This is a genomic window from Streptomyces sp. NPDC006335, from assembly GCF_040612795.1.
Lineage (GTDB): Bacteria > Actinomycetota > Actinomycetes > Streptomycetales > Streptomycetaceae > Streptomyces.
On record NZ_JBEXQX010000002.1, the window covers coordinates 313,227 to 336,835 of the forward strand.

General features: G+C 72.0%; 18 protein-coding genes. 12 read left to right on the forward strand and 6 right to left on the reverse strand.

What is annotated here, in order from left to right:
- Positions 1-138 precede the first annotated feature (138 nt).
- The 7 genes from ABZ098_RS07420 (at position 139) to ABZ098_RS07450 (ending at position 11,865) form a co-directional block, all read left to right on the forward strand.
- The gene (locus ABZ098_RS07420) at positions 139-1,866 is read left to right on the forward strand and encodes a protein kinase (RefSeq protein ID WP_356589333.1); all 1,728 of its coding nucleotides are present in this window, start codon (positions 139-141) and stop codon (positions 1,864-1,866) included.
- A gap of 58 nt (positions 1,867-1,924) precedes the next feature.
- On the forward strand, positions 1,925-3,556 hold the full coding sequence (locus ABZ098_RS07425) for a serine/threonine-protein kinase (RefSeq protein WP_356588170.1): 1,632 nt from the start codon (positions 1,925-1,927) through the stop codon (positions 3,554-3,556).
- 75 nt (positions 3,557-3,631) lie between these two features.
- Entirely contained in the window at positions 3,632-5,203 is a 1,572-nt protein-coding gene (locus ABZ098_RS07430; protein ID WP_356588172.1) for a serine/threonine-protein kinase, read from the forward strand.
- 115 nt (positions 5,204-5,318) lie between these two features.
- Positions 5,319-7,004, forward strand: coding sequence for a LamG domain-containing protein (locus tag ABZ098_RS07435; protein WP_356588174.1), 1,686 nt, complete (start codon positions 5,319-5,321; stop codon positions 7,002-7,004).
- Positions 7,005-7,222: 218 nt separating this feature from the next.
- Entirely contained in the window at positions 7,223-8,296 is a 1,074-nt protein-coding gene (locus ABZ098_RS07440; RefSeq protein ID WP_356588176.1) for a serine/threonine-protein kinase, read from the forward strand.
- Positions 8,297-8,432: 136 nt separating this feature from the next.
- Positions 8,433-10,046, forward strand: a complete 1,614-nt coding sequence (locus ABZ098_RS07445; RefSeq protein WP_356588178.1) for a succinic semialdehyde dehydrogenase — start codon at positions 8,433-8,435, stop codon at positions 10,044-10,046.
- A gap of 40 nt (positions 10,047-10,086) precedes the next feature.
- Positions 10,087-11,865 carry a GMC family oxidoreductase gene (locus tag ABZ098_RS07450; RefSeq protein WP_356588180.1) on the forward strand — a complete coding sequence of 593 codons (1,779 nt, stop codon included), beginning with the start codon at positions 10,087-10,089 and terminating at the stop codon, positions 11,863-11,865.
- 122 nt (positions 11,866-11,987) lie between these two features.
- Here the strand turns inward: ABZ098_RS07450 and ABZ098_RS07455 are convergent, their stop codons facing one another.
- Positions 11,988-13,013 (reverse strand): LPXTG cell wall anchor domain-containing protein, encoded by a 1,026-nt coding sequence (locus ABZ098_RS07455; RefSeq protein ID WP_356588182.1) that lies wholly within the window; start codon positions 13,011-13,013, stop codon positions 11,988-11,990.
- A 179-nt stretch (positions 13,014-13,192) separates the two neighbouring features.
- Between ABZ098_RS07455 and ABZ098_RS07460 the strand changes: the two genes are divergently transcribed.
- Positions 13,193-14,335, forward strand: coding sequence for a hypothetical protein (locus tag ABZ098_RS07460; protein ID WP_356588184.1), 1,143 nt, complete (start codon positions 13,193-13,195; stop codon positions 14,333-14,335).
- Between the two features lie 597 nt (positions 14,336-14,932).
- Here the strand turns inward: ABZ098_RS07460 and ABZ098_RS07465 are convergent.
- Entirely contained in the window at positions 14,933-15,205 is a 273-nt protein-coding gene (locus ABZ098_RS07465; RefSeq protein ID WP_356588186.1) for a chorismate mutase, read from the reverse strand.
- A gap of 315 nt (positions 15,206-15,520) precedes the next feature.
- Here ABZ098_RS07465 and guaA point away from each other — a divergent pair, with 315 nt between their 5' ends.
- Positions 15,521-17,098, forward strand: a complete 1,578-nt coding sequence (guaA, locus tag ABZ098_RS07470) for a glutamine-hydrolyzing GMP synthase (RefSeq protein ID WP_356588188.1) — start codon at positions 15,521-15,523, stop codon at positions 17,096-17,098.
- A 14-nt stretch (positions 17,099-17,112) separates the two neighbouring features.
- On the opposite strand, the gene ABZ098_RS07475 is transcribed toward guaA, so the two are convergent.
- Positions 17,113-17,580, reverse strand: a complete 468-nt coding sequence (locus ABZ098_RS07475; RefSeq protein WP_356588190.1) for a pyridoxamine 5'-phosphate oxidase family protein — start codon at positions 17,578-17,580, stop codon at positions 17,113-17,115.
- 140 nt (positions 17,581-17,720) lie between these two features.
- On the opposite strand from ABZ098_RS07475, the gene ABZ098_RS07480 reads away from it, so the two are divergent.
- Entirely contained in the window at positions 17,721-18,527 is an 807-nt protein-coding gene (locus tag ABZ098_RS07480; RefSeq protein ID WP_356588192.1) for a class II aldolase/adducin family protein, read from the forward strand.
- Here ABZ098_RS07480 and ABZ098_RS07485 read toward each other — a convergent pair.
- Complete coding sequence (locus ABZ098_RS07485; protein WP_356588194.1) at positions 18,524-19,423, reverse strand: DUF4429 domain-containing protein; 900 nt, start codon at positions 19,421-19,423, stop codon at positions 18,524-18,526. The genes ABZ098_RS07480 and ABZ098_RS07485 overlap by 4 nt on opposite strands.
- Before the next feature lie 268 nt (positions 19,424-19,691).
- On the opposite strand from ABZ098_RS07485, the gene ABZ098_RS07490 reads away from it, so the two are divergent.
- The gene (locus tag ABZ098_RS07490; protein ID WP_356588196.1) at positions 19,692-20,981 is read left to right on the forward strand and encodes a hypothetical protein; all 1,290 of its coding nucleotides are present in this window, start codon (positions 19,692-19,694) and stop codon (positions 20,979-20,981) included.
- A gap of 132 nt (positions 20,982-21,113) precedes the next feature.
- On the forward strand, positions 21,114-21,647 hold the full coding sequence (locus ABZ098_RS07495; protein ID WP_356588198.1) for a DoxX family protein: 534 nt from the start codon (positions 21,114-21,116) through the stop codon (positions 21,645-21,647).
- A 105-nt stretch (positions 21,648-21,752) separates the two neighbouring features.
- Here the strand turns inward: ABZ098_RS07495 and ABZ098_RS07500 are convergent, their stop codons facing one another.
- Entirely contained in the window at positions 21,753-22,010 is a 258-nt protein-coding gene (locus ABZ098_RS07500; protein ID WP_356588200.1) for a hypothetical protein, read from the reverse strand.
- Positions 21,997-23,517, reverse strand: a complete 1,521-nt coding sequence (locus tag ABZ098_RS07505) for a PspC domain-containing protein (RefSeq protein ID WP_356588202.1) — start codon at positions 23,515-23,517, stop codon at positions 21,997-21,999. The genes ABZ098_RS07500 and ABZ098_RS07505 overlap by 14 nt, the downstream gene beginning before the upstream one ends.
- Between the last annotated feature and the right edge of the window lie 92 nt (positions 23,518-23,609).

Below are 23,609 nucleotides of genomic sequence, written 5' to 3' on the forward strand. Positions count from 1 at the left end.
GCGGCGCGGGTTCACTCGTACTTCGCGGAAGCGACAACCGTCACAGTGAGGTCTCCTTGACGCCCCCCTGGTTCCCCTCGGCGCGGGCCGGTCCTTAGTCTGACTGCGTCAAGAGCATTGCGGGGAAACGTGAATCAGATGCAGGGCCTGCTCCTCGCGGGGCGCTACCGGCTCGCCGACCCGATAGGCAAGGGCGGCATGGGCCGGGTCTGGCGTGCCCACGACGAGGTGCTGCACCGGGCCGTGGCGATCAAGGAGCTGACCGCGGCGCTCTACGTTTCCGAGAGCGACCAGGCCGTACTGCTGGCCCGTACCCGCGCCGAGGCGCGCGCGGCCGCCCGGATCAACCACTCGGCCGTCGTCACCGTGCACGACGTCCTCGACCACGACGGCCGGCCCTGGATCGTGATGGAGCTGGTCGAGGGCCGCTCGCTGGCCGACGCCGTCAAGGAGGACGGCCGCATCGAGGCGCGCGAGGCCGCCCGGATCGGGCTGTGGGTGCTGCGGGCCCTGCGCGCCGCGCACTCGGCCGGAGTCCTGCACAGGGATGTGAAACCCGGCAACGTCCTCCTCGCGCGGGACCGCCGCGTCCTGCTCACCGACTTCGGGATCGCCCAGATCGAGGGCGACACCACCATCACCCGCACCGGAGAGGTCGTCGGCTCGGTCGACTACCTGGCCCCCGAGCGGGTCCGCGGCGCCGACCCCGGCCCGTCGGCCGACCTGTGGGCGCTCGGTGCCACGCTGTACACGGCGGTCGAGGGACGGTCGCCGTTCCGCCGTACGACCCCGCTGACCACCATGCAGGCCGTCGTCGACGAGGAACCCGCAGAGCCGCGTCACGCCGGTCCGCTCGGGCCCGTCATCGCCGCCCTGCTGCGCAAGGACCCCGCCGTGCGGCCCGGCGCGGCCGAGGCCGAGCAGATGCTCGCCGAGGCGGCGGAGGGGCGGCGGCCGAGCGCGGCACAGGCGTATGTGCCGACGCAACATGGGGGTTCCCGCCATGAGTCGGGGGCGTACATCGGTGCACACGGTGGAGTCCACAGCGGCTCCCACAGCGGGCTCAGCACACCCGTCACGGGCACACAGGGCACGGCCACACCTGTCAGCGGAACGGCGTATCCCTCCGTCACAGGACCGTCATACGGCTCGGGCTCGGGCCCGACGTACCACTCGGGTGCCCCGTACCCGCAGGCCACCGGCCCCACGGCCCCGGCCGCCCCGTCCAGGCGCCGTCGGCTGCGCTCCGTCGCGCTCGTGGTCGCGCTCGCCGCGGTCTTCAGCGCCGGGACCGTGGTCGCGCTGCAGAAGTGGGACGAGGGGCGGGACCAGGGCGGCGGCTCCGCCTCGCCGAGCACCTCGCCCAGCACCACGCCGAGGGCGGGCGGGGTCCGGGACGGCTGGATCCGGTACCCCGACCCCGTGGGCTTCAGCGTCTCCCTGCCCAAGGGCTGGAAGCGCTCGGTCTTCACCCCTCTGGCCAACGGCCTGACCCAGATCGACTACTCCCCGGACCAGGGCAAGCACTTCCTGCGGATCGCCGTCGACACCGCGCCGGACTTCGACGACCCGCTCCTCCACCAGCAGAACCTGGAGAAGCAGATCGACGGGCTCAAGGACTACCACCGCGTGAGCATGGGGGAGAACACCTACCGGGACCGGCCGGGCGCCCGCTGGGAGTACACCTGGACCGCGCTGGCCAAGGACATGGCCTTCCCCGGGCCGCGCCGGGCCGTGGAGGAGACGTACATGTCCCGCGACGGCGTCGAGTACGCGCTCTACATGTCGGCGCCCGCCACGAGCTGGCCGACCACCAGCAAGCAGTTCACGGCCGTGCTCCAGGGCTGGCGAGAGCCGAACAGCTGACGGAGTTGGCCGGTCACGGTCCCGGAGGGCGTCCGTCCGCTGCGGCATGATGGGGCGCATGGGGACCGAGGGGGAGACCTTCCGTGTGATCGCGGGCCGCTACCGGCTGGAGGCCAGGATCGGGCGCGGTGGCATGGGCGTGGTGTGGCGGGCGACCGACCAACTGCTCGGCCGGCAGGTCGCCGTCAAGGAGATCCCCCTCGACGAGACACTCTCCGCCGAGGACGCCCGGCTCCAGCGGGACCGCACCCTGCGCGAGGCCGGCGCGGTCGCCCGGCTGAGCCATCCGCACATCATGGTGGTCCATGACGTCGTCGAGCAGGACGAACGGCCCTACATCGTCATGGAGTTGATCGACGGCGGCTCCCTCGCCGACCGGATCGCCGCGCACGGCCCGGTCGACGCCGCCGAGGCCGCCCGGATCGGCGCCGATCTGTTGAGCGCCCTGCGCGCCGCGCACGCGGCCGGGGTGCTGCACCGGGACATCAAGCCCGCCAACGTCCTCGTCGAGTCCGGCACCGGGCGGGTCGTCCTCACCGACTTCGGTATCGCCCAGGTCGCGGGCGCCACCACCCTCACCGAGACCGGCTCCTTCGTCGGCTCGCCCGAGTACACCGCGCCCGAGCGGATGTCCGGGGTCAGGACCGGCCCGGAGGCCGACCTGTGGTCCCTGGGCGCACTGCTGTGCACGGCCCTCAGCGGCGAGTCGCCGTTCCGCCGCGACTCCCTGGGCGGCATCCTGCACGCCGTCGTCATCGACGAGATCCGGCCGCCCGCACAGGCCGGGCCCCTCCTTCCGGTCGTACGGGGCCTGCTGGAGCGGGATCCGGAACGGCGGCTGGACGCGGTGGAGGCCGAACGGATGCTGCGGGCCTTCCTGGAGACGGGCCGCACGCCTCCGCGCCCGGCGCCCGAGCGGGCGTACACGCCGACCCGGCGGGATCCTCCGCCACGGCGGTCCCCGGCGGCGGAGCGGTCGAGGAGCCGTGGGCTCATGACGGCGGAGCGGTCGACGAGCAGGGGGCTCACGGCGGCGGCGCGGTCGAGACGGGGTGTGCTCACGGCGGCGCTGCTGGTCGCCGCGCTGGTGGGAGCGGGAGTGTCGGCGGCGGTGCTGCTGGCGGACCGGGGTGGGCGGGACGGCCGTACGACGGAGGGCAGTCCGGCGACGCGCACTTCTGCGCCCGGGACACCCGCGAGCGGCTCCACCGGAACGGCCGAACCCACGCCCACCGCGACCCTGCCCTCCGCCCCCTCCGGCTACCACGTCGCCGCGGACCCGGCCGGGTTCGCGCTCGCCGTGCCCGACGGGTTCAGGCGCGAGCCGCAGGGGGAGCGGGTCTTCTACCTGTCGTCCGGGGAGACCTTCCGCCTCGGTGTCAAGGTCACCGACCCCCGACCCGGCGGCCCGCTGGGCGTGATGCGGCGCGCGGCCGCCAAGGGGCCGGAGGCCAACCCCGGTTACCGCGACGGCCGGGTCACCTCGGTCACGCATCGCGGACTGCCCGCCGCCTTCTGGGAGTTCACCTGGGACGGCTTCAGCGCGGCCGAGGGCGCCCGGCACACCTACGACGTGTGCTGGGAGGAGAACGGGCGGCTGTACGACGTGTGGGTGTCGGCGCCGGTCGGGAAGGCGCGGGAGGCCCGGGAGTACTTCGACGTGGCCGTCGACACGTTCACGCTGCCGTAGGGATACGTCACGGGTGTGTGACCGGAACGCGTCACCTCTGGCTGCCTGCGTGTCTGGCGCGATATGGATGAACCCATGAGCAGCAGCGGGGGAGTCGGCCACGAGTCCGACGAAACGACGAGTTATGTTCTGCAACCTCCCAGGCCCCTTCAGGAGGAGCCGGGTGTCGGCCGGCTCATCGCGGGCCGTTACCGGCTGCTCGCCAAGCTCGGGCACGGTGGCATGGGCACGGTGTGGCGGGCCAAGGACGAGACGGTAGACCGCGAGGTGGCCGTCAAGGAACCCCGCGTCCCGGATCATCTTCCCGAACGCGAACGGGCGAACGCCTTCGAGCGGATGCGCCGCGAGGCACGTGCCGCGGCCCGGCTCGACCACCCCTCCGTCGTGAACGTGCACGACGTGGCGGTCGTGGACGGCCGGCCGTGGATCGTGATGGAGCTGGTGCAGGGCCGTTCGCTGGGTGACGTGTTGCAGGAGGGCACCCTCGGGGCGCGGGAAGCGGCGAGAATCGGCCTCGAAGTGCTCGGCGCGCTGGAGGCCGCCCACGCGGCGGGCATCCTGCACAGGGATGTGAAACCGGACAACGTCCTGCTCGGCCGCCACGGCCGGGTCGTCCTCACCGACTTCGGCATCGCCCAGATCGAGGGCGAGACCAATCTGACCGACACCGGCGGCTTCGTCGGCTCGCCCGAGTTCATCGCCCCCGAGCGGGTGCTGGGCCAGCGCCCGGGACCGGCCTGCGACCTGTGGTCGCTCGGCGTGGTCCTGTACGCGGCGACGGAGGGCGTGTCGCCGTTCCGCCGCAGCAACACGCCCGCGACCCTCCAGTCCGTCCTCAACGCCACGCCCGCGCCGCCCGCCGCCGCGCGGGGCCCGCTGGCCGACGCCATCAACGGCCTCCTCCAGAAGGACCCGGCGCGACGGCCGAACGCGTCGCAGGTCCGGGCGCTCCTGGAGGCCACCGCCACCCCGCCGGTCCCGGAGCCCACCCAGATCGTGCGGACCGTGGAGGTGCCGGTCGGCGGCGGTCTCCGGCTGGGCCGCAAGGCGTGGTTCGGACTCGGCGCGGCGCTCGTCGCGGCCGCGGTGGCGGCGTACCTGGTGATCGCGGACCCGTTCGCGGGGCCGCTGCCGGACGGCTGGACGAAGAAGCACACCAAGGACGTGGCCGCGACGCTGGCGGTGCCGAAGGACTACCAGCTCACCACGCCCGACCGGAAGACGGACAAGAAGCACTGGATCACGTACACCGACTACAGCGGCAGCATCTGGATCGGTCTGAGCCTGGACCGGAAGGCGGAGGACACCGCGAACAACATCGCGGGTTCCGCGGCCGCCGAGATGTACGACGACGACAGCAAGTTCAAGGAGAGCGGCGACTACGACCTCGGCATGCCGGACACCGCGAAGACCCGCCCCGAGGAGAAGACGTACCAGGGCGGCAAGGCCGCCCAGAACACCGTCACGTACACCACCACGGACAGCCAGCACCCCCGCCCGCGCGAGATCCAGATCCTCTACTACCGGACCTCCACCGGCGACATGTACAAGCTCACCGTCAGCTATCCGGGCAAGGGGGACTTCACGGGGCGGGGGCGGGAAGTGGCGCGGACGGCGATCGCGAATCTGGAGGTGGACAAGCTCTGACGGCGGTGCGGCTGTACGGCGATCGCGTTGTCAGTGGCGGAAGTTAAGGTCATTCTCCTCTGGGACCGATGGGGGCCGACGGGGTCCGACGGGGTCCGATCGTGGGGGAGGGACCGTGAAACAGTTCGTGTTCCGGCGTGCCGTGACGGTGGGGACCGCCGCGTTGCTCGCCGTCGGCGGGGCGGACGGCGTGGCGGCCGCCGGGGACGACGCGGCGCCCGAGGCTCCCGTCGTCACGTCGGTGGAGTACCCGGACGACGACAACTGGCATGACGGTGTGGGCAATTACGGCACCTTCGTGATCGACTCGGCATCCGACGACGTGGTGGCCTACCGCTACACAGTGCTCGGCGAGACACCGCAGACCCTCACCGCGGCCGAGCCCGGCGCGGCCGTCTCGCTGCGCTGGATGCCGGTGCGGGAAGCGCCCAGTCGCCTCGAGGTCGCGGCGGTCGACGCCGCCGGCCACGTGAGTGGCACCACCGTCCACCGGTTCCTGGTCAGCGACGGCCGCGCGGCCGTCACCCACTGGGACCCCGACAGCCCGTCAGACGCGGTCACCGGCCCCGGCGTCTCCCTCGGCGCCCCCGGACCCTCCGGCACCGCGGTTGCCTCGGCCGCCGCCTTCGACGGCACGGACGAGGCGTACGCGAGCCTCCACGCCTCGGCGGACCTCTCACGGAGCTTCTCGGTCGACGCCTGGGTGCGCCCGGACCACCTCGACGGCTCCACGACCGCCGTCAGCCACGCCGGCTTCTCGCTGGGGACGGCGGGCCGCTCGGCCTACCTCTTCGAACTCCCCAACCCGGACGGCGGCGACACGATCCGCGTGACCGGCGGCGCCCCGGAGGAGGGCGAGTGGGCGCACCTCACCGGCGTGTACGACGCCGAGCAGAAGACGGCGAGCCTGTACGTCGACGGGGTGTCCGTGGGGACGGTCGTGGGCGCCGTGGCCCCGGGCGGCACGGGCGCGCTGCGGCTGGGCGCGGACGGTGACGGTGGCCACTGGAACGGACTGCTCACCGGTGTGAACGTCTGGGACCGCGTGTTCGTGCCCCGGGAGATCACCGCGGCGGCGGCTCGCAAGGCCCAGCGCCTCGGCTACTGGGACCTGGAGTCGGCGACCGACGGCAAGAGCCCGGCGTACGCGGGCGGGGCGCCGCTGACCCTGGCGGGAGACGCGTCGATCTACGCGGCCACGGACGACTGCCCCTGGAACCCCGACTGCACACCGGTGACCTACCCGATGGTGGGCGACGGCGACCTGCTGCTCGACGGCGACGGTGACCACGCCACCACGCCGACCGCGCTCACCCCGACCGACGCGGGCTTCTCGGCGGCCGTGCATGTCCGTCTCCCCGAGGATCCCCCGGCCCACGACATGACGGTGCTGTCCCAACCGGGCGAGCACACCGACCTGTTCACCCTGCGGTATGTCGCCGCCTCGGGAACCTGGCAGGCCGAGGTGGCCCACGAGGACCGGGCCGACGCGCCGACCACGACGGTCAGCGCGCCGCTCGATCCCAACACGCCCGAGGGCGACCAGTTCCTGGCCGTGGTCTACGACGAGAGCACCGACCGACTGCGGCTGTACGCGGGCGATGCCCACGCCGCCGACACGGCGGACGTGACGGGGCTCGACACCTGGACGCCCACCGGTGACCTCCAGGTCGGCCGCACCCTCACCGCGGACGGTGGTACCGACCACCTCGCGGGCGAGGTCGACGACCTGCACACCTACGCCGGCGTACTCACCACCGCCCAGCTCACGACGCTGCGAGGGGGCGGCATCGACGCCTGAGCTCGCACCGAAGCCGTCCTGCCGGGGCTGCGCGCGGGGCCGCCCGGTGCCCGGGCAGGACGAGGAGTTGCCGGGGCTGATGGTCGGGATGCTGGCCATCCGCGGCCGGCCGGCGATCCAGCACGGCCACCGACACCCTGACCTCCTTCACCGGCCGGAGTCCGGTGTCTGAGCCCGCCGCTTAGACAAGGGCATGACGCGCACGGTACTCATGTGCCATGAGTGAAGACGGCGAACTCCCGTCCGGCGGACGTCTGATCGGTGGCCGGTACCGGCTCGTCGAGCAGGTCGGGTCCGGGCCGAGCGGCACGGTGTGGCGGGCCCGCGACGAGCAGGACGAGCGGTATGTCGCCGTCAAGGAGCCCCGGTTGACCGGGGATCCGGAGGACGAGGACCGGCGGCGGGCCGTGCACCGGCTGCCGCACGAGGCGCGGGCCGCGGCATGGGTCGACCATCCGGCGGCCGTCGCCATCCACGACGTACTCCTCGAAGACGAACTGCCCTGGATCGTCATGGAGTTGGTGGAAGGCGAGTCGCTGGACGCCGCTCTCGCGGGGCGGGGGCCGCTGCCGGACGCCGAGGCCGCCCGGATCGGGCTCGCCGTGCTCGGCGCGCTCAACGCCGCCCATGGGGTCGGCATCGTCCACCGGGACCTCAAGCCGGCCAACGTCCTCCTCGAAGCGGCGACCGGACGCGTCGTCGTCACCGACTTCGGGATCGGCGGCGCCGGGCACGCCGGTGGCCGGGAGGCCTCCGCCGGGTTCGTCGCCCCGGAGTGCGCGTCGGGGCCCGGTGCGGGACCGGCTTCCGATCTGTGGTCGTTGGGGGCGGTGCTCCGGGTGGCCGTGGCCGACGCCCGGTCCGGTCCCCTGGCGTCGCTGCTGGAGAGACTCCTCGTGACCGACCCTGAGGAGCGGCCCTTGGCGGCGGAAGTCGCCCGGGTGCTGGCCGGGATCGCCGGGGCGAGTCTGCCGGACTGGGCCGTGGAGGCGGAGGCACCCGAAACGGCCGGGGTGGGCGCCGGCGCGGAAGCCACGACGCCGGACCCCGCACTGCTCGCTCTCGACGCGGACCCCGCCCCCCACGCGGACCCCGCCCACCCCGCCCCCGCCGCGAAAGCCACGTCAGCGCACCCCCCGAACCCCCCGCACCCCCCGCTTCCCGCCGCCGACCGCCACGACCCGTCCGCCCCTTCGCCGGCTGCCGTTCCGGCGACCACCCCCGAGCCCCGGCGCCTCACCGCCCTCTCCGCCTTCGGTCTCCTCCTCCAGAAAAAACCGGAGCGCGGCTGACCAGGGCTGATCATCGCCGCACGACGCCCTGATCAGCACATTCGCTGCCAGTCATCACTGGCGGTGTGTGCGTACTCCGTGAACGCCTGTTACCGACGGGTACCCAAAGCGCCCCGTCCCGAATACCCTGCGGCTCATGACGGACGCGCAGGCCCAGGCCAAGACCGGCACGAACCCCCTCGCCCCCGCCCCGGAGGGCGCCCGTACCGCGGCCGACGTGGTCACCCCGGAGCTGGTCGCCCAGCTCACCAAGGGGGTGACCGGGTCCGGCCGTACCGCCAACCACACGCCGTTCACCGGCGAGAAGCTGGCCGACCTGCCCGAGTCCACCCCGGAGGACGTGGAGAAGGCCTTCGAGGCGGCCCGCCGGGCGCAGGCGGTGTGGGAGCAGACTCCCGTGCGGCAGCGCGCGGCCGTCCTGCTCCGCTTCCACGACCTGATCCTGGAGCGCCAGGCCGAGGTCCTCGACCTCATCCAGCTGGAGACCGGCAAGGCCCGCCTGCACGCCCACGAGGAGGTGCAGGCGGTCGCCGTCGCGGCCCGGCACTACGGCCGCAAGGCGCCCGCCTACCTGCGGCCCAAGCGGCACACCGGGGCCGTGCCCACCCTCACCAAGGTCACCGAGCTGCGCCACGCGCGCGGGGTCGTCGGCCAGATCGCCCCCTGGAACTACCCCCTCGAACTGTCCGTCGGCGACGCGCTCCCCGCCTTCGTCGCGGGCAACGCCGTCGTCATGAAGCCGGACACCGAGACCTGCCTGACCGCTCTGTGGGCGCGCGATCTGCTGGTCGAGGCCGGCCTGCCCGCCGAGGTCTTCCAGGTCGTCCTCGGTGAGGGTCCGGTCGTCGGGCCCGAGGTCGTCCGGCACGCCGACTACGTCTCCTTCACCGGCTCCACCCGCACAGGGCGCGAGGTCGCCCAGGGCGCCGCCGCCCGTCTGGTCGGCGTCTCCCTCGAACTCGGCGGCAAGAACGCCATGCTGGTCCTCCAGGACGCCGACATCGAGAAGGCCGCCGCAGGTGCCGTCCGCGCCTGCTTCTCCTCCGCCGGCCAACTCTGCATCTCCATCGAGCGGTTGTACGTCCACGAGTCCATCGCGGACGCCTTCCTGGAGCGCTTCGCCGCCCGCACGAGGGCCATGCGCCTCGGCAAGTCCCTCGCCTACGGCGCCGACATGGGCTCCCTGGTCGGGGAGCGGCAGCTGGAGACCGTCACCCGGCATGTCGAGGAGGCCGTGTCCAAGGGGGCGAAGGTCGTCGCCGGTGGTGTCGCCCGCCCGGACATCGGCCCGTACTTCTACGAGCCGACCATCCTCGACGGCGTCACCGAGCCGATGGCCGTCTGCACCGAGGAGACCTTCGGCCCGGTCGTCTCCCTCTACCGCTTCAAGACCGAGGACGAGGCGGTCGAGCTCGCCAACTCCACGCCGTACGGCCTGAACTCCTCGGTGTGGACGAAGGACGGCAAGCGGGGCCGCGAGATCGCCGCCCGGGTGCGCGCCGGCACCGTCAACGTCAACGAGGGATACGCCTCCGCCTACGGCAGCGTCCAGTCCCCGATGGGCGGCATGAAGGACTCCGGCCTCGGCCGCCGCCACGGCTCCGAGGGCATCCTCAAGTACACCGAGGCCCAGACGATCGCCCAGCAGCGGCTGCTGCCGATGGCGCCCTCGCTGGGGATGGACGACGAGAAGTACGCCCAGTTCATGAGCCGGAGCCTGAAGGTGATGAAGGCGTTCCGCTTCAAGTAGCAGCGCCCGTTCCGAACGACGTTCTCAACGAGGAGAGCACGTGCCACAGGACACCTACGACTACGACGTCATCGTCGTCGGCTCCGGCTTCGGCGGCAGTGTCACCGCCCTTCGCCTCACCGAGAAGGGCTACCGCGTAGGTGTCCTGGAAGCCGGGCGCCGCTTCACCCGCGAGACCCTCCCCAGGAACTCCTGGGACCTGAAGAACTACCTCTGGGCGCCGAAGCTCGGCATGTTCGGCATCCAGCGCATCCACCTCCTGGGCAACGTCATGGTCCTCGCGGGGGCGGGCGTCGGCGGCGGCTCCCTCAACTACGCCAACACCCTCTACGTCCCCCCGAAGCCCTTCTTCGAGGACCCGCAGTGGCGTGACATCACGGACTGGCAGGAGGAGCTGGGGCCGTACTACGACCAGGCCCGGCGCATGCTCGGCGTGCGGCTCAACCCGACGATGACCCCCTCCGACGTCCACCTCAAGGCGGCGGCGGAACGGATGGGCGTCGGCGACACCTTCCACATGGCGCCGGTCGGTGTCTTCTTCGGCGACGGCGAGGACGCCGGGGGCAGGAGCAAGGCGGCCCCCGGCCAGCAGGTCGAGGACCCCTACTTCGGCGGCGCGGGTCCCGCCCGCAAGGCCTGCATCGAGTGCGGCGAGTGCATGACCGGCTGCCGGCACGGCGCCAAGAACACCCTGAACGAGAACTACCTCTACCTCGCCGAGAAGGCCGGCGCGGTCGTCCACCCCCTCACCACCGTCGTGTCGGTCACGGACGACTCCCAGGGCGGCTACGCGATCGCCACCCTCCCCACCGACGACCGCCGCAAGGCGAGAGGCCGCACCTTCAAGGCCCGCCAGGTCGTCATCGCCGCCGGCACCTACGGCACCCAGACCCTGCTGCACCGCATGAAGGCCGGCGGTCAACTGCCGTACATCTCCGACAAGTTGGGCGAGCTCACCCGCACCAACTCCGAGGCCCTGGTCGGCGCCCAGACCGACAACCGCCGCTACCGCAAGGCGACCGGCGTGCCGAAGGTCGACTTCACCCGGGGCGTCGCCATCACCTCGTCCATCCACCCGGACGAGAACACCCACATCGAGCCGGTCCGCTACGGCAAGGGCTCCAACTCGATGGGCGGCCTGTCGATCCTCCAAGTGCCGTACGCCGAGGGCTCGTCGAGGGTCATGGCCTGGCTGGCGAACGCCGTGAAGCACCCGCTCCTCGTCCTGCGCTCCCTCTCCAACCGGCGCTGGTCGGAGAAGACCATCATCGGCCTGGTCATGCAGTCGCTGGACAACTCCCTGACGACGTACCTGAAACCGGACGGCGTCGGCAAGGGACTGCTCACCGCCCGCCAGGGCCACGGCGCCCCCAACCCCAAGCAGATCAGGACCGCTTCGGAGGCCGCGTCCGCGATCGCCGCCGACATCAACGGCTTCGCCGGATCCAACGTCGGCGAGCTGATGGGCGCCCCGCTCACCGCCCACTTCCTCGGCGGCTGCCCCATCGGCTCCTCCCGCGAGACCGGCGTCATCGACCCGTACCACCGGCTCTACGGCCACCCCGGCATCTCGGTCGTCGACGGCGCCGCGGTCTCCGCGAACCTCGGCGTGAACCCCTCGCTGACGATCACCGCGCAGGCCGAGCGCGCGATGTCGTACTGGCCCAACAAGGGCGAGGAGGACCCGCGTCCGGCGCAGGGCGAGGCGTACGTCCGTCTCGCCGCCGTCGAGCCCAAGTCGCCGGCGGTCCCGGCGGAGGCCTTCGGCGCGCTGAAGCTGCCGTTCCTGGGGATACCGGCGGTGCCGAAGAAGTCGTAGAGCCCGTCGTAGAGCCCGGGAGGCCAATAGGGCCGTAACGGCACAAGAGAAGGACCCGCACCCCCCTCCGAGTGCGGGTCCTTCCCTTGTCCTGCGTCAAGCCGTGCCTACCGCGCTACGCCTCAGGCGTGGGCGCCGGCCACACCCTTGCGCCGCTTCACCGCGAAGACCACACCGGTACCGGCGACGACGGCGAAGCCGCCGACGAGGCCGATGACCGGCAGGGCCGAGCTCGAACCGGTCTCGGCGAGCTGGCCGTCCACGTCGACGCCGTTGACGTCGGAGATGGGGTTCTTGCCACCGGTCTGCGGCTTGGTGTCCTTCGGATTGCCGGCGTCGGAGCCGGCCGGCAGGACCTCGAAGTAGTAGACGCCCATGTTCTCGTCGGCGGAGACCCAGCAGCCCTTGTCGTCCGAGTACTCGGCGAGACCGATGGCGATGCCGATCGAGCTCGGGACCTCACGGTCGACCTTCACCCGCAGCTGGTAGCTGAGGGAGTCGCCGGCGTCGAGGTCGAAGGCGTTGAACGAGCCGCCCTCACCGAACTGCGTGGCCACGTCGACCCAGGTGCCGCCCCGCTTCACCTGCACGGTGACCAGGTCGCTGTAGTCCGGCTCGAAGTCCCAGTCGACCGCCAGGACACCGACGATGGGCTGGATGTCCTTGATCGTCTCGTCGCCGGAGTTGCTGACGTTGAACTTGAAGTTCGTCCAGCCGCTGCCCGCCACGATGCTCTCGGGCAGACCGGTCAGCGAGCTGTGCAGCACGTCGCTGGAGTTGACGATCGGGTCGTCGTCCTCGTCGACCTCGCACTCGTCGACGGGCTTGTCGCTCCCGCTCGGGGAGGGGCTGGCGCCGGTGGAGCCGGACGGGCTCCCGGACGGGCTGCTGGTGGAAGGGGCGGAGCTGGACGGGGCTGCGGGGGAGCTCCCATCCGGGGCGGGCGTGGTCTCCGGGGCGGCCGGCGTGGTCTCCGGCGCCGCCGGGGTGCTCTCGGGGGCCGTCGGGGTGCTCTCGCCGGTCGGCGTGCTGTCGGCCGCGGTCGGCGTGGGGGACTCGTCCGCGAAGGCGCTCGGCGCGGCGAACAGGGCGAGCGGCGCTATCGCGGCGGTCGCGGCGGCGGCGGCCAGTGCACGACGAAGCTTCATGAAGACCTCGGAAGTCAGGTGTGCCGCACGTCCGCGGCACGCGTCTCGGAGAGGCCTCCGCGTGTGGGGCGCGGGTGGGGCCCGTGATTCGTGAGGTTTGATTCACGACCCCTGTGAATGGTTGTGCGGGCATTCACAGAAAACTTATGTGTGCTGAGTCACAGATCCAGGTTCGCCTTGTGAACACGCTTTCCAAGGCCCTAGAACTGACCCACGTGTCAGAAGACCCCAAGATCCCGGACGACGTCTGGGAACAGTTCGCCCGTGACACCGAACGGGACATCCGAGCCTCCGCCCCCAAGGAGCCCTCCGCGAGGGCCCGCGAGGTGACGGAGCGGTTGCGGCGACAGGAAGCGCGCGGCGAACTGCCGGAGGGCTGGCGTACCGGGCCGGTCCGGCAGGAGAAGAAGAGCCGGCGGGGCCTGTGGGGCGTCCTCGGTGTCGCCGTCGCGGTCGTGCTGGCCGTCGTCGCGGTGAAGCCCTCGCTGCTGCCGGGCGACCCCTTCGGCGGGCGCACCTCCGCCGAGGCCGCGACCTCCCCGCTCCCGCAGGAGACGGCCGCGCCGACCGCCGCTCCCTCCGCCGAGGCCTCCCGGATCCCCACCCTGGACGACCCGTTCGCCGGCTCGCCCGCCAAGCGCTGGGCCGACGGCGCCGCCGGGATCGCCGTACCGAAGGCGAAGGCCGTCGGCGGCCGGTCCGAGGCGAAGGTCGAACAGGCCCTGGAGCTGACCAGGAAGCTCCTCGTCGAGTCCAACCTCGACCCGGCGACGCTGCGCGGCGAACGGCCGAAGGCGGCGCTCGACGTACTGGACCCGGTGCAGAAGAACGTCCACGGGCTCCTGGAGACCGCTCTGCGCAAGCCGGATAAGAAGCACGACCCGCTGTGGATGTTCAGCCGCTTCGACCCCGAGCAGGTCCGGCCGGTCGGCGACGTCGTGAAGACCCGCGGCCGTATGACCTTCAAGGCCGGCGAGCACGCCTCCGTGCTCGTGCACGCCGACTACACCTTCGTCTACCCGGTGGTGCAGACCAACGGCTCCACCGAGGTCACCCGCACCATCATCCGCCGGATCCTCGACGTGGAGCTCTCCGACCCCGCGAAGTACCAGGTCACCCCGGGCAAGCTCACCGTCGTCAACTGGGACCAGGACATCAACAACTCGGCCTGCGAGGTGTACGACGGCTATCTGCACCCGTCGTTCAACTCGTCCGAACCCACGGGAGCGGCCCCCAGCGGACCGACCACGGACCCGTACGACCGCAGCAAGCCCCTCGACCCCGACCGCGACACGGCCTGCGGCACGGTCTCCCGCGTCTGAACTGCGAACCGGGCATGCGAAGGGCCCCGCGGGACGGAGCCGCGGGGCCCTTCTTTCGTCAGCACCGACGTCAGGGCAGCGCCGGTGCCTGGGAAGCGGCGCCGGGGGGTTGCGCCGCTTGCTCTGTGGGTCGTTGTGCTCGGTGACCGTCGAGCTCGGGGCCGCGCCACCGGTCGTGCCCTCGGTCGGCGCCCCGGCGCACCAGGGGCGCACGGATGGTCTGGACCTCTGGCAGTACGGTGACGCAGGACTGATGCGGTTGTCTGCGGAGGGACTTGGGGGCTTTGTAGGCATCGTGCTGGATGGACGCGGCCTCCGCAACCGTTTGACCCAGCCTTGTACCGGTCTTGCCCCGCCGGCCGGCCCCGGGCGTCCCCGGAGCCGGCCGTTCTCTTGGGTGACCGGGCTGCTGTCCCCTGCCGTCCGGTCACTTCCTGGAGCGAGGTCCCACGGCGCACGGCGTGATCCGTACGCCTCATCGCTCCAGCGAGCCACGCGTGGTTCTGTCGGGCCCGCCCCTGGCTGGCACGGACACCACCACCAACGAGGCGGTGCGCACAGCGGTCACGCGCCGTACGGGTGAGGCGGCGCCCGAACTCAGATGCGACCGCGGCACAGTTCGAGGAGCGTCATGGCGAGGGAGGTGCCGGGCCTGCCGAGGACCTCGCGGTAGCGGCCGAGGATCTCCATCTCGCGGGCGAGGTGGACCCGTCGGCCGCCGGAGGCGATACGGGTCTGCTGGACGACGGACGAGACGGCGATCCGTTCCTGGATCAGACCGATGATCCGGTCGTCGAGCGCGTCGATGCGCTCACGGGCGTCCGCGATGGTCGCTTCCGGTGTGGTGGTCGTTTCCGGTGTGGTGGTCATGCAGGGCTCCTGGATGGGTTGGTGCCCCGGAGCGGCAAGGTCCGGAAAACACCAGGCGCCCCGGACCTTGCCGGCCCGGGGCGCCTGGGAAGTCGCTTGTCAGTAGCTCAAGCAGCACGACCATGGCAGCCGGCGGGCCGGGTGCCATAGGTAAAGAGGAAGGTCGTCTGCGTGCGCATGGCAGCAGTATGCCGGGCCCGGTGGGAGGGGCCAACCCGGTTCGCATCCTGAGACGGAGCGCGGCCCGGAAGCGGCCCCGCGGCTCCCGGTAGACTCGGTACCACACACACCTCGCTCACCGCCGGAAGGCAACCCGTGTCATCAGCGAACCCCGCCGCCGCCCCCGACACCGTCCTGGTCGTCGACTTCGGTGCGCAGTACGCCCAGCTCATCGCCCGTCGCGTCCGCGAGGCCCGGGTCTACAGCGAGATCGTGCCGAGCACCATGCCGGTCGCGGAGATGCTCGCCAAGAACCCGGCGGCGATCATCCTCTCCGGCGGCCCCTCGTCGGTGTACGCGGAGGGCGCCCCGCGCCTGGACCGCGAGCTGTTCGAGGCCGGCGTCCCGGTCTTCGGCATGTGCTACGGCTTCCAGCTCATGGCCACCACGCTCGGCGGCACCGTCGACAACACCGGCGCGCGTGAGTACGGCCGCACGCCGCTCCACGTCTCGAAGTCGGGTTCCACCCTCTTCGAGGGCACCCCGGACGAGCAGTCGGTGTGGATGTCCCACGGCGACGCCTGCTCCGCCGCCCCCGAGGGCTTCACCGTGACCGCCTCCACGGACGTCGTCCCGGTCGCCGCCTTCGAGAACGACGAGAAGAAGCTCTACGGCGTCCAGTACCACCCCGAGGTCATGCACTCCACGCACGGCCAGCAGGTCCTGGAGCACTTCCTGTACCGGGGTGCCGGCCTGAAGCCGGACTGGACCACCGGCAACGTGATCGAGGAGCAGGTCGCCCTGATCCGCGAGCAGGTCGGCGACAAGCGCGCGATCTGCGGTCTGTCCGGCGGCGTGGACTCCGCGGTGGCGGCGGCGCTCGTCGCGCGTGCCATCGGCGACCAGCTGACCTGCGTGTACGTCGACCACGGTCTGATGCGCAAGGGCGAGACCGAGCAGGTCGAGAAGGACTTCGTGGCCGCGACCGGCGTCAAGCTGGTCGTCGTCGACGCGGAGGAGCGCTTCCTGACCGCGCTGAAGGGTGTCTCGGACCCCGAGGAGAAGCGGAAGATCATCGGCCGGGAGTTCATCCGGGTCTTCGAGCAGGCCCAGGCCGAGATCATCGCGGACGAGGGCCCGGCGGTGGAGTTCCTCGTCCAGGGCACCCTCTACCCGGACGTGGTCGAGTCCGGTGGCGGCACCGGCACCGCCAACATCAAGTCCCACCACAACGTGGGCGGCCTCCCCGAGGACCTCGAGTTCCAGCTCGTCGAGCCGCTGCGCAAGCTGTTCAAGGACGAGGTCCGCATGGTCGGCCAGGAGCTCGGGCTCCCGGACGAGATCGTCCAGCGCCAGCCCTTCCCGGGCCCCGGCCTCGGCATCCGGATCGTCGGCGAGGTCACCAAGGAGCGCCTTGACCTGCTGCGCGACGCCGACGCCATCGCCCGCGAGGAGCTGACCGCGGCCGGCCTCGACCGCGACATCTGGCAGTGCCCGGTGGTCCTGCTCGCGGACGTCCGCTCCGTCGGCGTCCAGGGCGACGGCCGCACCTACGGCCACCCGATCGTCCTGCGCCCGGTGTCCAGCGAGGACGCCATGACCGCCGACTGGTCGAGGCTGCCGTACGACGTCCTCGCGCGGATCTCGACGCGGATCACCAACGAGGTGGCCGACGTCAACCGGGTGGTGCTCGACGTGACGTCGAAGCCGCCGGGCACGATCGAGTGGGAGTAGGACTCCCCTGAGGCTCAGGTGCGCTTGATCGTGCGCACCGGCTCACCGGGCTTCCAGATCTGGAGGACCAGGTACTTCTCGTCCTCGACGTAGGTCCGCACGACCTCCGTCAGCTCGGTACGGAAGAGGTGGAACGGCTCCGGCGGTTCCACCTCTTCGACGTACGCGGCCTTGGCTCGCGGGTCCTCCACCTCGATCGCCCGCCCGGCGATCCGTACGTCGCCGCCCCCCATGGACTGCCCCTCCCCGGGGTTCGCCTGGAGCGCGAACCGCGGGTCCCGGCGCAGGTCGAGGGCCTTGAGCGAGTCCGGCATCATGCCGAGCCAGAGCTCGCCGCGCAGGAAGCGGACCTCCAGGCCGGTGGTGCGGGGGGAGCCGTCCTTGCGGAGCGTGGCGAGGACATGGTGGGTGAAGGCTCCGAAGCGGGCCTCGACGGCCCTGGCCAGGTCGGGTTCCGCGGAGCTGAAAGCTGCCCAGTTCATGCCGGTCAGTCTTCCGCGGATACCCGACATCTGCTGTCCGGTATCCGCTGTGTGCGCCATCTTTACAAACCACCCCTGTTCACTGGCGCTGACCGACGGTAACTTCCGCCCCGTAAAGCAACCCAGTGCTGGAGGAGCACATGCACGGGACGCCCCTCGGGCCCACTCCACCGACGCCGCTGCCCACCGAGAAGCTGCAGTTCGCGATGCCGCCGATGCACGACTCCGTCGAGGAGGAACGCCGGCACCGCAAGGAGCGGCTCGCCGGCGCGCTGCGGATCTTCGGCCGGCTCGGCTTCGAGGACGGGGTGTCCGGGCACATCACCGCCCGCGACCCGGAGTTCACCGACTGCTTCTGGGTCAACCCCTTCGGCATGCCGTTCAAGCACGTCACCGTGAGCGACCTCGTGCTCGCCAACTCCGAGGGACAGGTCCTCGACGGCCGCTACCACGTCAACCAGGCGGCCTTCACCGTCCACTCCCAGGTGCACGCCGCCCGCCCCGACGTCGTCGCCGTCGCCCACTGCCACTCCGTGCACGGCCGGGCGCTGTCCGCCCTCGGCGAGCTCCTCGACCCCCTCACCCAGGAGAGCTGCGCCTTCTACGAGGACCACGCGCTGTACGACGCCTACACCGGGGTCGCCGTCGACGCCGACGAGGGCCGCCGGATCGCCGCCGCACTCGGCTCCCGGAAGGCGCTGGTACTGCGCAACCACGGCCTGCTGACCGTCGGGGACTCGGTGGACGCGGCCGCCTGGTGGTTCCTGTCGATGGAACGCTCCAGCCAGGTGCAGTTGCTGGCCCGGGCTGCGGGACGGCCCGTCCTCATCGACCACCGGGCGGCGGTGGCGACCTGGGAGCAGCTCGGCGGGGACCTGGTGGCGTGGATCAACTACCAGCCGTTGTGGCAGGACATCAGCCGGAGCGAGCCGGACCTGCTGACCTAGAAACCCCGCAGCACCGCGGCCTTCGTCCTCGCGAACTCCTCGTCCGTGAGCACCCCGTCGCGGTGCAGCTCGCCCAACTCCCGCAGCCGGCGCAGCAGGACGTCGTGATGGTCGGTCGGCGGGGGAACGGCCGACGCGCTGAGCCGGGAGCGCCGGGCGCGCTCGTCGCCGTACGCGATGTCACCACGGGTGGACGGGTGCGGCAGCCGGGCCGTGACCGCCGTCGCGACGAGGGCCGTGAGCAGGTCACGGCGGGTGCTGCCCCACAGGTCCAGGGCGTACGGGTCCTTCTCCGGCGGCAGTTTCGAGAAGGACGTCTCGCGCGTCACGAACCGCATGAAACCGTCCTCGTAACCGGAGTTGGGCAGCCACTCGACCTGGACGAGGTCGCCCACGTCGATGATCCGCGGGCCGGTCGCCCGCTTGACGCGGTCGGAGGTCTCGGCCCAGTCGATGCGGACCTGGGTGCCGTCGAAGGAGACCGTGCCGTCGGAGGAACGCACCGAGACCGGGACCGGCGGGCCGGGCAGCAGATACGTCTTCGTCGGCTCCTTCGGGATCTGGTCGAGGAGGAGGGCGCGACGGATCTCCTCGGCCACATACTCGGCGACCCCGGCGCGGTCGACGTCCACGACCAGCCGATACGGATCGGCCGGGTCCGGCAGGCGTCCGCCGGTCGCGTGCAGCAGCGGGTCCGCGCCCTCGCGCAGCCGCATCCGCAGCCGGCCGCGCTTGCGCTCCGGCTCGAACGCCACGCCCGCGATGGCGTCCAGCGGCACGGCGACCTCGCCGTACGTCTGCCGGAACAGCGGCACGGAGCGGTGGAGTCCCGGCGTGATGCGGACCGTTGTGCCGTCGAAGGCCCAGGTCCCGTCACGCTGGATGATCTCGGCCATACGGAAATTCTCGCAGCCGGGTCAACACGGCGGGCCCTGCTTCACCCGCGCTGACCAGACCTGCCGGACGGGGGAGGTGTGCTGTAGGGCACAATTCGCTGTCATCACGGGGGAGTTGTCCGGGGTTCTTCGTGGGGCGCGGGGCCCCAGGGCTCGCAGGTTCCGCGGTCGGTCGGCCGGTCCTGCGGGTTCGCGGGTTGTGCGGACGGTCGGCCGTGAGGTCATCTGGGTCCAGAGGTCGGAAGTCATGGGAAGGCGGGCGTCGGGCGTGGCGGTGCAGGAAGCGAGACAGGGCGCGACCGGGGGCGTGCCCACAGGTACGCACGAGGGTGGCTGCACTTGCGGGGACTGTCCGCACGGGGCGCGGGCCGGGCATCGGCGGGCGGTGGCCGAGTTCCTCCTCAAGCGGGACGAGTTCGCCGCAGGACAGGGCCTGCCCGCGGCCGTGGCGCACTCCGCGTCGGCCTCCCGGCAGTGGGTCTCGGAGGAACTGACCCAGTCCGCCGAGGCCGTGGCCGAACGGGGGCGGGCCGAGGGTGCCGCGTGGCTCGCGCGGCTGTGGCGCCGAACCTCCTACGCGGTGTGGGCCGCCGTCGTGGTGCTGCTCCTCGTCCAGGCGCTGACGGCGATCGGGGCGGGATGGACCGCGGCGCGGACGGCCGGGCTGGTGGCGGCGCTCGTGGTCGCGGGTGCGCTGACCGCGGCGTCCTGGGCCCACCGGGCCCGGGGCGGGGTGCTCGCGCCGGTCATCGGCGAGGACAACCGGCTGTCCACCTCGCGGGCCGTCGCCGTGGCATGGGTGCTGTTCGTCGCCTACGCGGTACTGGTGCTGGTGGGCCGACTGGCCGCGGCCTCCGACAGCCGTGAGCGGGACGCGCTGATCTCCGGGCTCGAACTGGCCCGCGGCGCGGGCGTCGTGACCGTACTGGCCGTGGTGTGCGGGATCGCCGTGCTCGTGCGGCGGGTGGTCGGGCTGCGGGTGCTCGGACAGCGGCTCCAGAAGGTGCGGGCCGACCGGCCTCGCGCCGCCGACCTGCTGACCGACGACTCCGGACGCGGGGCCTTCGCCGACATCCAGTACGTCGTCATCGGCGCGGTCGCCCTGCTGTTCGCGGGGGTCCGGCTGGCCCGGCGGCCGGATCAGTTGCCGGACCTGCCGTGGGGGCTGGCGGTGGTGGTGCTGGTGTCCGCGGCGACCTACGTGGCGGGCAAGTACGCGGAGGGCGGCCGGCCGGTCATCCTCTCCGTGGTGCGGTCGCGCGAGGCCGGTGACCTGGACGGGCCGGTACGCACCGGGGACGACATCGAGATCCGGGGCGCGGGATTCGTGCCGCCGGGCGCGCAGCGGGCGGACCGGCTGTCCCGCATGGTGGTGCGGATCGGGCCGGTCAACGTACATGTGCCGTTGGTGCCGGTGGCCGGGGGATTCAGCAACCCCACGGACGAGGTGCTGACCGTGCCGGTGCCGGCGGATGTGGAGCCGGGCCGGGTGGAGGTGCAGGTGGTGACGGCCGCCGGGGTGGAGACGAACCGGTACGCGATCGACGTGACGGACTGACGGCGCGGGCTCGCGTCGCCACGGGCGCGGGGAACCGCCCACGAACTCGACATCGCTTTGAGCACCGCCGCCCCTTCGTGCGTATCGTCTTCTGAGGGGTCTCGGCACGCTGGTGAGAGGCGGCTCGAAGCGATGACTCACAGTTTTCGTACGGACACCCACGCCCCCTATTACGACGAGGAACGGTCCTGGCGGGACAGCATCGGGCAGTACGCCCTGCTGCCGCTGCGGCTCTTCCTCGGTGTCACATTCGTCTACGCCGGTCTGGACAAGCTCACCGACAGCGCCTTCATGAAGGGCTCCGGCTCGGGCTCCATCGGCGACATGATGCGCAGCGTCCGGGACTCCTCGGCCATCCCCGCACTGGTCGACCTGTCCCTGAAGAACCCCGTCGGCTTCGGCTACGCCATCGCCTTCGGTGAACTCGCCGTCGGCATCGGCACCCTGCTCGGCATCCTCGCCCGCCTGGCCGCGCTCGGCGGTGCGCTGATCTCGCTCAGCCTGTGGCTGACCGTGAGCTGGGCCTCCGACCCCTACTACTACGGCAACGACCTCGCCTACCTGATGGCCTGGCTGCCTCTCGTCCTCGCGGGGGCCTCCATGTTCTCCGTGGACGCGGCCTTGCGCTCCCGACGACGACGGCGGTGGGCGGGCGATTACCGGTAGCCCCGGCCGGCCTGGCTCACGGCGCTACCGAAGTCACCGGTGGCGGGCGAGCGGAGGTGGTCCGGTGCGGGGTTGCCGCCCGTCGGCGATCAGTCCCGTCGGCGATCAGTGGGGCACGGGCGGCTGGGGCGTGTGACCGACCTCCGACGGGGTGCTCGTACGGCGTCTGTCGCGGCGCTTGCGCACGGACCGGGCCAGCAGGCCCACCACACCCGCGAGGCAGAGGCCGCCGACGACCGTGGGGATCACCGCGAACCACGGGGTGTCCCAGGCGCCGCCCGCGTCACCGGCGTAGGTGATGCCCGCGAGGGTCAGGAAGAACCCGGCGACCAGTTTTCCCGGCCGGAACTCATGACGCAGCACGGCTCACCTCCGCCTGACCGATGCCCACCCGCAGGTCGATGTCGAGGGTGGCGGTGTTCTCCGTGCCCGAGACGGGTTTCAGGGTGACCTCCTTGCGCTTGCCCGGTGCCACGTCCACGTCCTGCTGGTCGTCGCCCGGCAACTGGATGTCGCCCACGCCCACGTCGATGACCGCCTTCACGGTCACGTCCGGCGGCACGATCACCAGGAGTCGGCCCACTCCGACGTCCGCCTGGGTCGTCACCGTGCGGCCCTTGGTGAAGTCGACGTGGGACAGGTCCAAGGTGCCCACTCCGGTGCCGAGTTCGTACTGGGCGCGGATGTTCTGCGTCGCGGCCGGCGTCCAGTTCGTGCGGACCCAGTGGGTGGTGATGTCCTTCGGGAGGGCGGCCGACGCGGCGAGCAGGCCCGCCGTGACGACCGCCAGGAAGATCGAGCCCGCTCCGGTACGGCCGAGGAAGGAGCTGGTCGCTATGCCCAGGCCCAGGACGATCAGCGCGCAGGACAGACCGGTCTGCAGGCTGGTGCCCAGGGCGTGGTCCTCCCAGGTCGATCCTGTGCCGAGACCGCCCGCCAGCAGGGCGAGCAGGAAGACCCAGCCGCCGATCCAGCGGGGGCCGCGCGGCTTCGGCGGGCGGGTCCGGGTGGCGAGCTCCTCGCGCCGGTTCCAGGAGGTGCCCCGGCCGATGTTGACGGCGGCGGCGATGTCACGGTCGCGGGAGTCGCTCGGGCCCCACAGATAGCCCGTGCCGCCGACGTGGGTGCCGTCCTTGACGATGGGGTCGCGCCACCAGGACGGGTAGCCGGCGGGCACCGGCGGGGCCTGGGCCTCCGGCGGGGCGTCGGCCACGGCCTGGGCGGAGAGCGGGTCGGGGTCGGGGGTGCCGCGGTGGCGCGACCAGTACCCCGCGCCCGCGAGCAGCAGGGAGAGCACCACGGCGAAGGTCAGCACGCCGGTGTTGCTCAGCATGGTGAGGAACACCCCGCAGCCGACCAGGGCGAAGAGCACGCCGGTCAGGGCCTGGCCGTCCACCCGGCCGGTGAGCAGCTTGCGCACCTCGTTCTCGTCCTCGTCCTCGTACGGGACGAAGAGCCAGGCGAAGCCGTAGAAGAGGAGGCCGATGCCGCCGGTGGCCGACAGCACGGTGAGCGTGATCCGGAAGATCACCGGGTCCATGTCGCACTGCCGCCCGAGGCCGGCGCACACCCCGGCGAGCAGCTTGTGCCGCCGGTCCCGCCGGAAGGGCAAGGGGTTCGGGGCCGCGTCCTCGACCGGGGCCGGGCCCTGGGGGGCGACCGGGGGCGGGGCGGGGATGCCGGTCGTCGTCCGGTGCCCGAGGGGCGCGGTGGGCGGGTCCACCGGTGTGCCTCCTCCTTCCCGCGTGCCCGCCCGCCCGTGCGCGCGCGAAGGCTCGCCGGTGCCGGCGGGCGTGCCCACGCCGGGACGGTGGCCCGGGTCCGGGCCACCGCCGGATCCGGCGCCCGCGGCGTGCTGGTGATCTGTCATGTGTCCATGGTGACGGGCGCGAGGGCGCGACGGGAGTCGAAACGACCCTGGCCGGACCCTGATATCGGCCCTGAGAGCGGGGAGGGAAGCGT

Excerpts from the sequence above, each read along its gene's own strand:
- ABZ098_RS07420 (WP_356589333.1), top strand. The coding sequence starts at position 139 with ATGCAGGGCCTGCTCCTCGCGGGGCGCTACCGGCTCGCCGACCCGATA.
- ABZ098_RS07425 (WP_356588170.1), top strand. The coding sequence starts at position 1,925 with ATGGGGACCGAGGGGGAGACCTTCCGTGTGATCGCGGGCCGCTACCGG.
- ABZ098_RS07430 (WP_356588172.1), top strand. The coding sequence starts at position 3,632 with ATGAGCAGCAGCGGGGGAGTCGGCCACGAGTCCGACGAAACGACGAGT.
- ABZ098_RS07440 (WP_356588176.1), top strand. The coding sequence starts at position 7,223 with ATGAGTGAAGACGGCGAACTCCCGTCCGGCGGACGTCTGATCGGTGGC.
- ABZ098_RS07445 (WP_356588178.1), top strand. The coding sequence starts at position 8,433 with ATGACGGACGCGCAGGCCCAGGCCAAGACCGGCACGAACCCCCTCGCC.
- ABZ098_RS07455 (WP_356588182.1), bottom strand. The coding sequence starts at position 13,013 with ATGAAGCTTCGTCGTGCACTGGCCGCCGCCGCCGCGACCGCCGCGATA.
- ABZ098_RS07465 (WP_356588186.1), bottom strand. The coding sequence starts at position 15,205 with ATGACCACCACACCGGAAACGACCACCACACCGGAAGCGACCATCGCG.
- ABZ098_RS07475 (WP_356588190.1), bottom strand. The coding sequence starts at position 17,580 with ATGAACTGGGCAGCTTTCAGCTCCGCGGAACCCGACCTGGCCAGGGCC.
- ABZ098_RS07480 (WP_356588192.1), top strand. The coding sequence starts at position 17,721 with ATGCACGGGACGCCCCTCGGGCCCACTCCACCGACGCCGCTGCCCACC.
- ABZ098_RS07485 (WP_356588194.1), bottom strand. The coding sequence starts at position 19,423 with ATGGCCGAGATCATCCAGCGTGACGGGACCTGGGCCTTCGACGGCACA.
- ABZ098_RS07495 (WP_356588198.1), top strand. The coding sequence starts at position 21,114 with ATGACTCACAGTTTTCGTACGGACACCCACGCCCCCTATTACGACGAG.
- ABZ098_RS07505 (WP_356588202.1), bottom strand. The coding sequence starts at position 23,517 with ATGACAGATCACCAGCACGCCGCGGGCGCCGGATCCGGCGGTGGCCCG.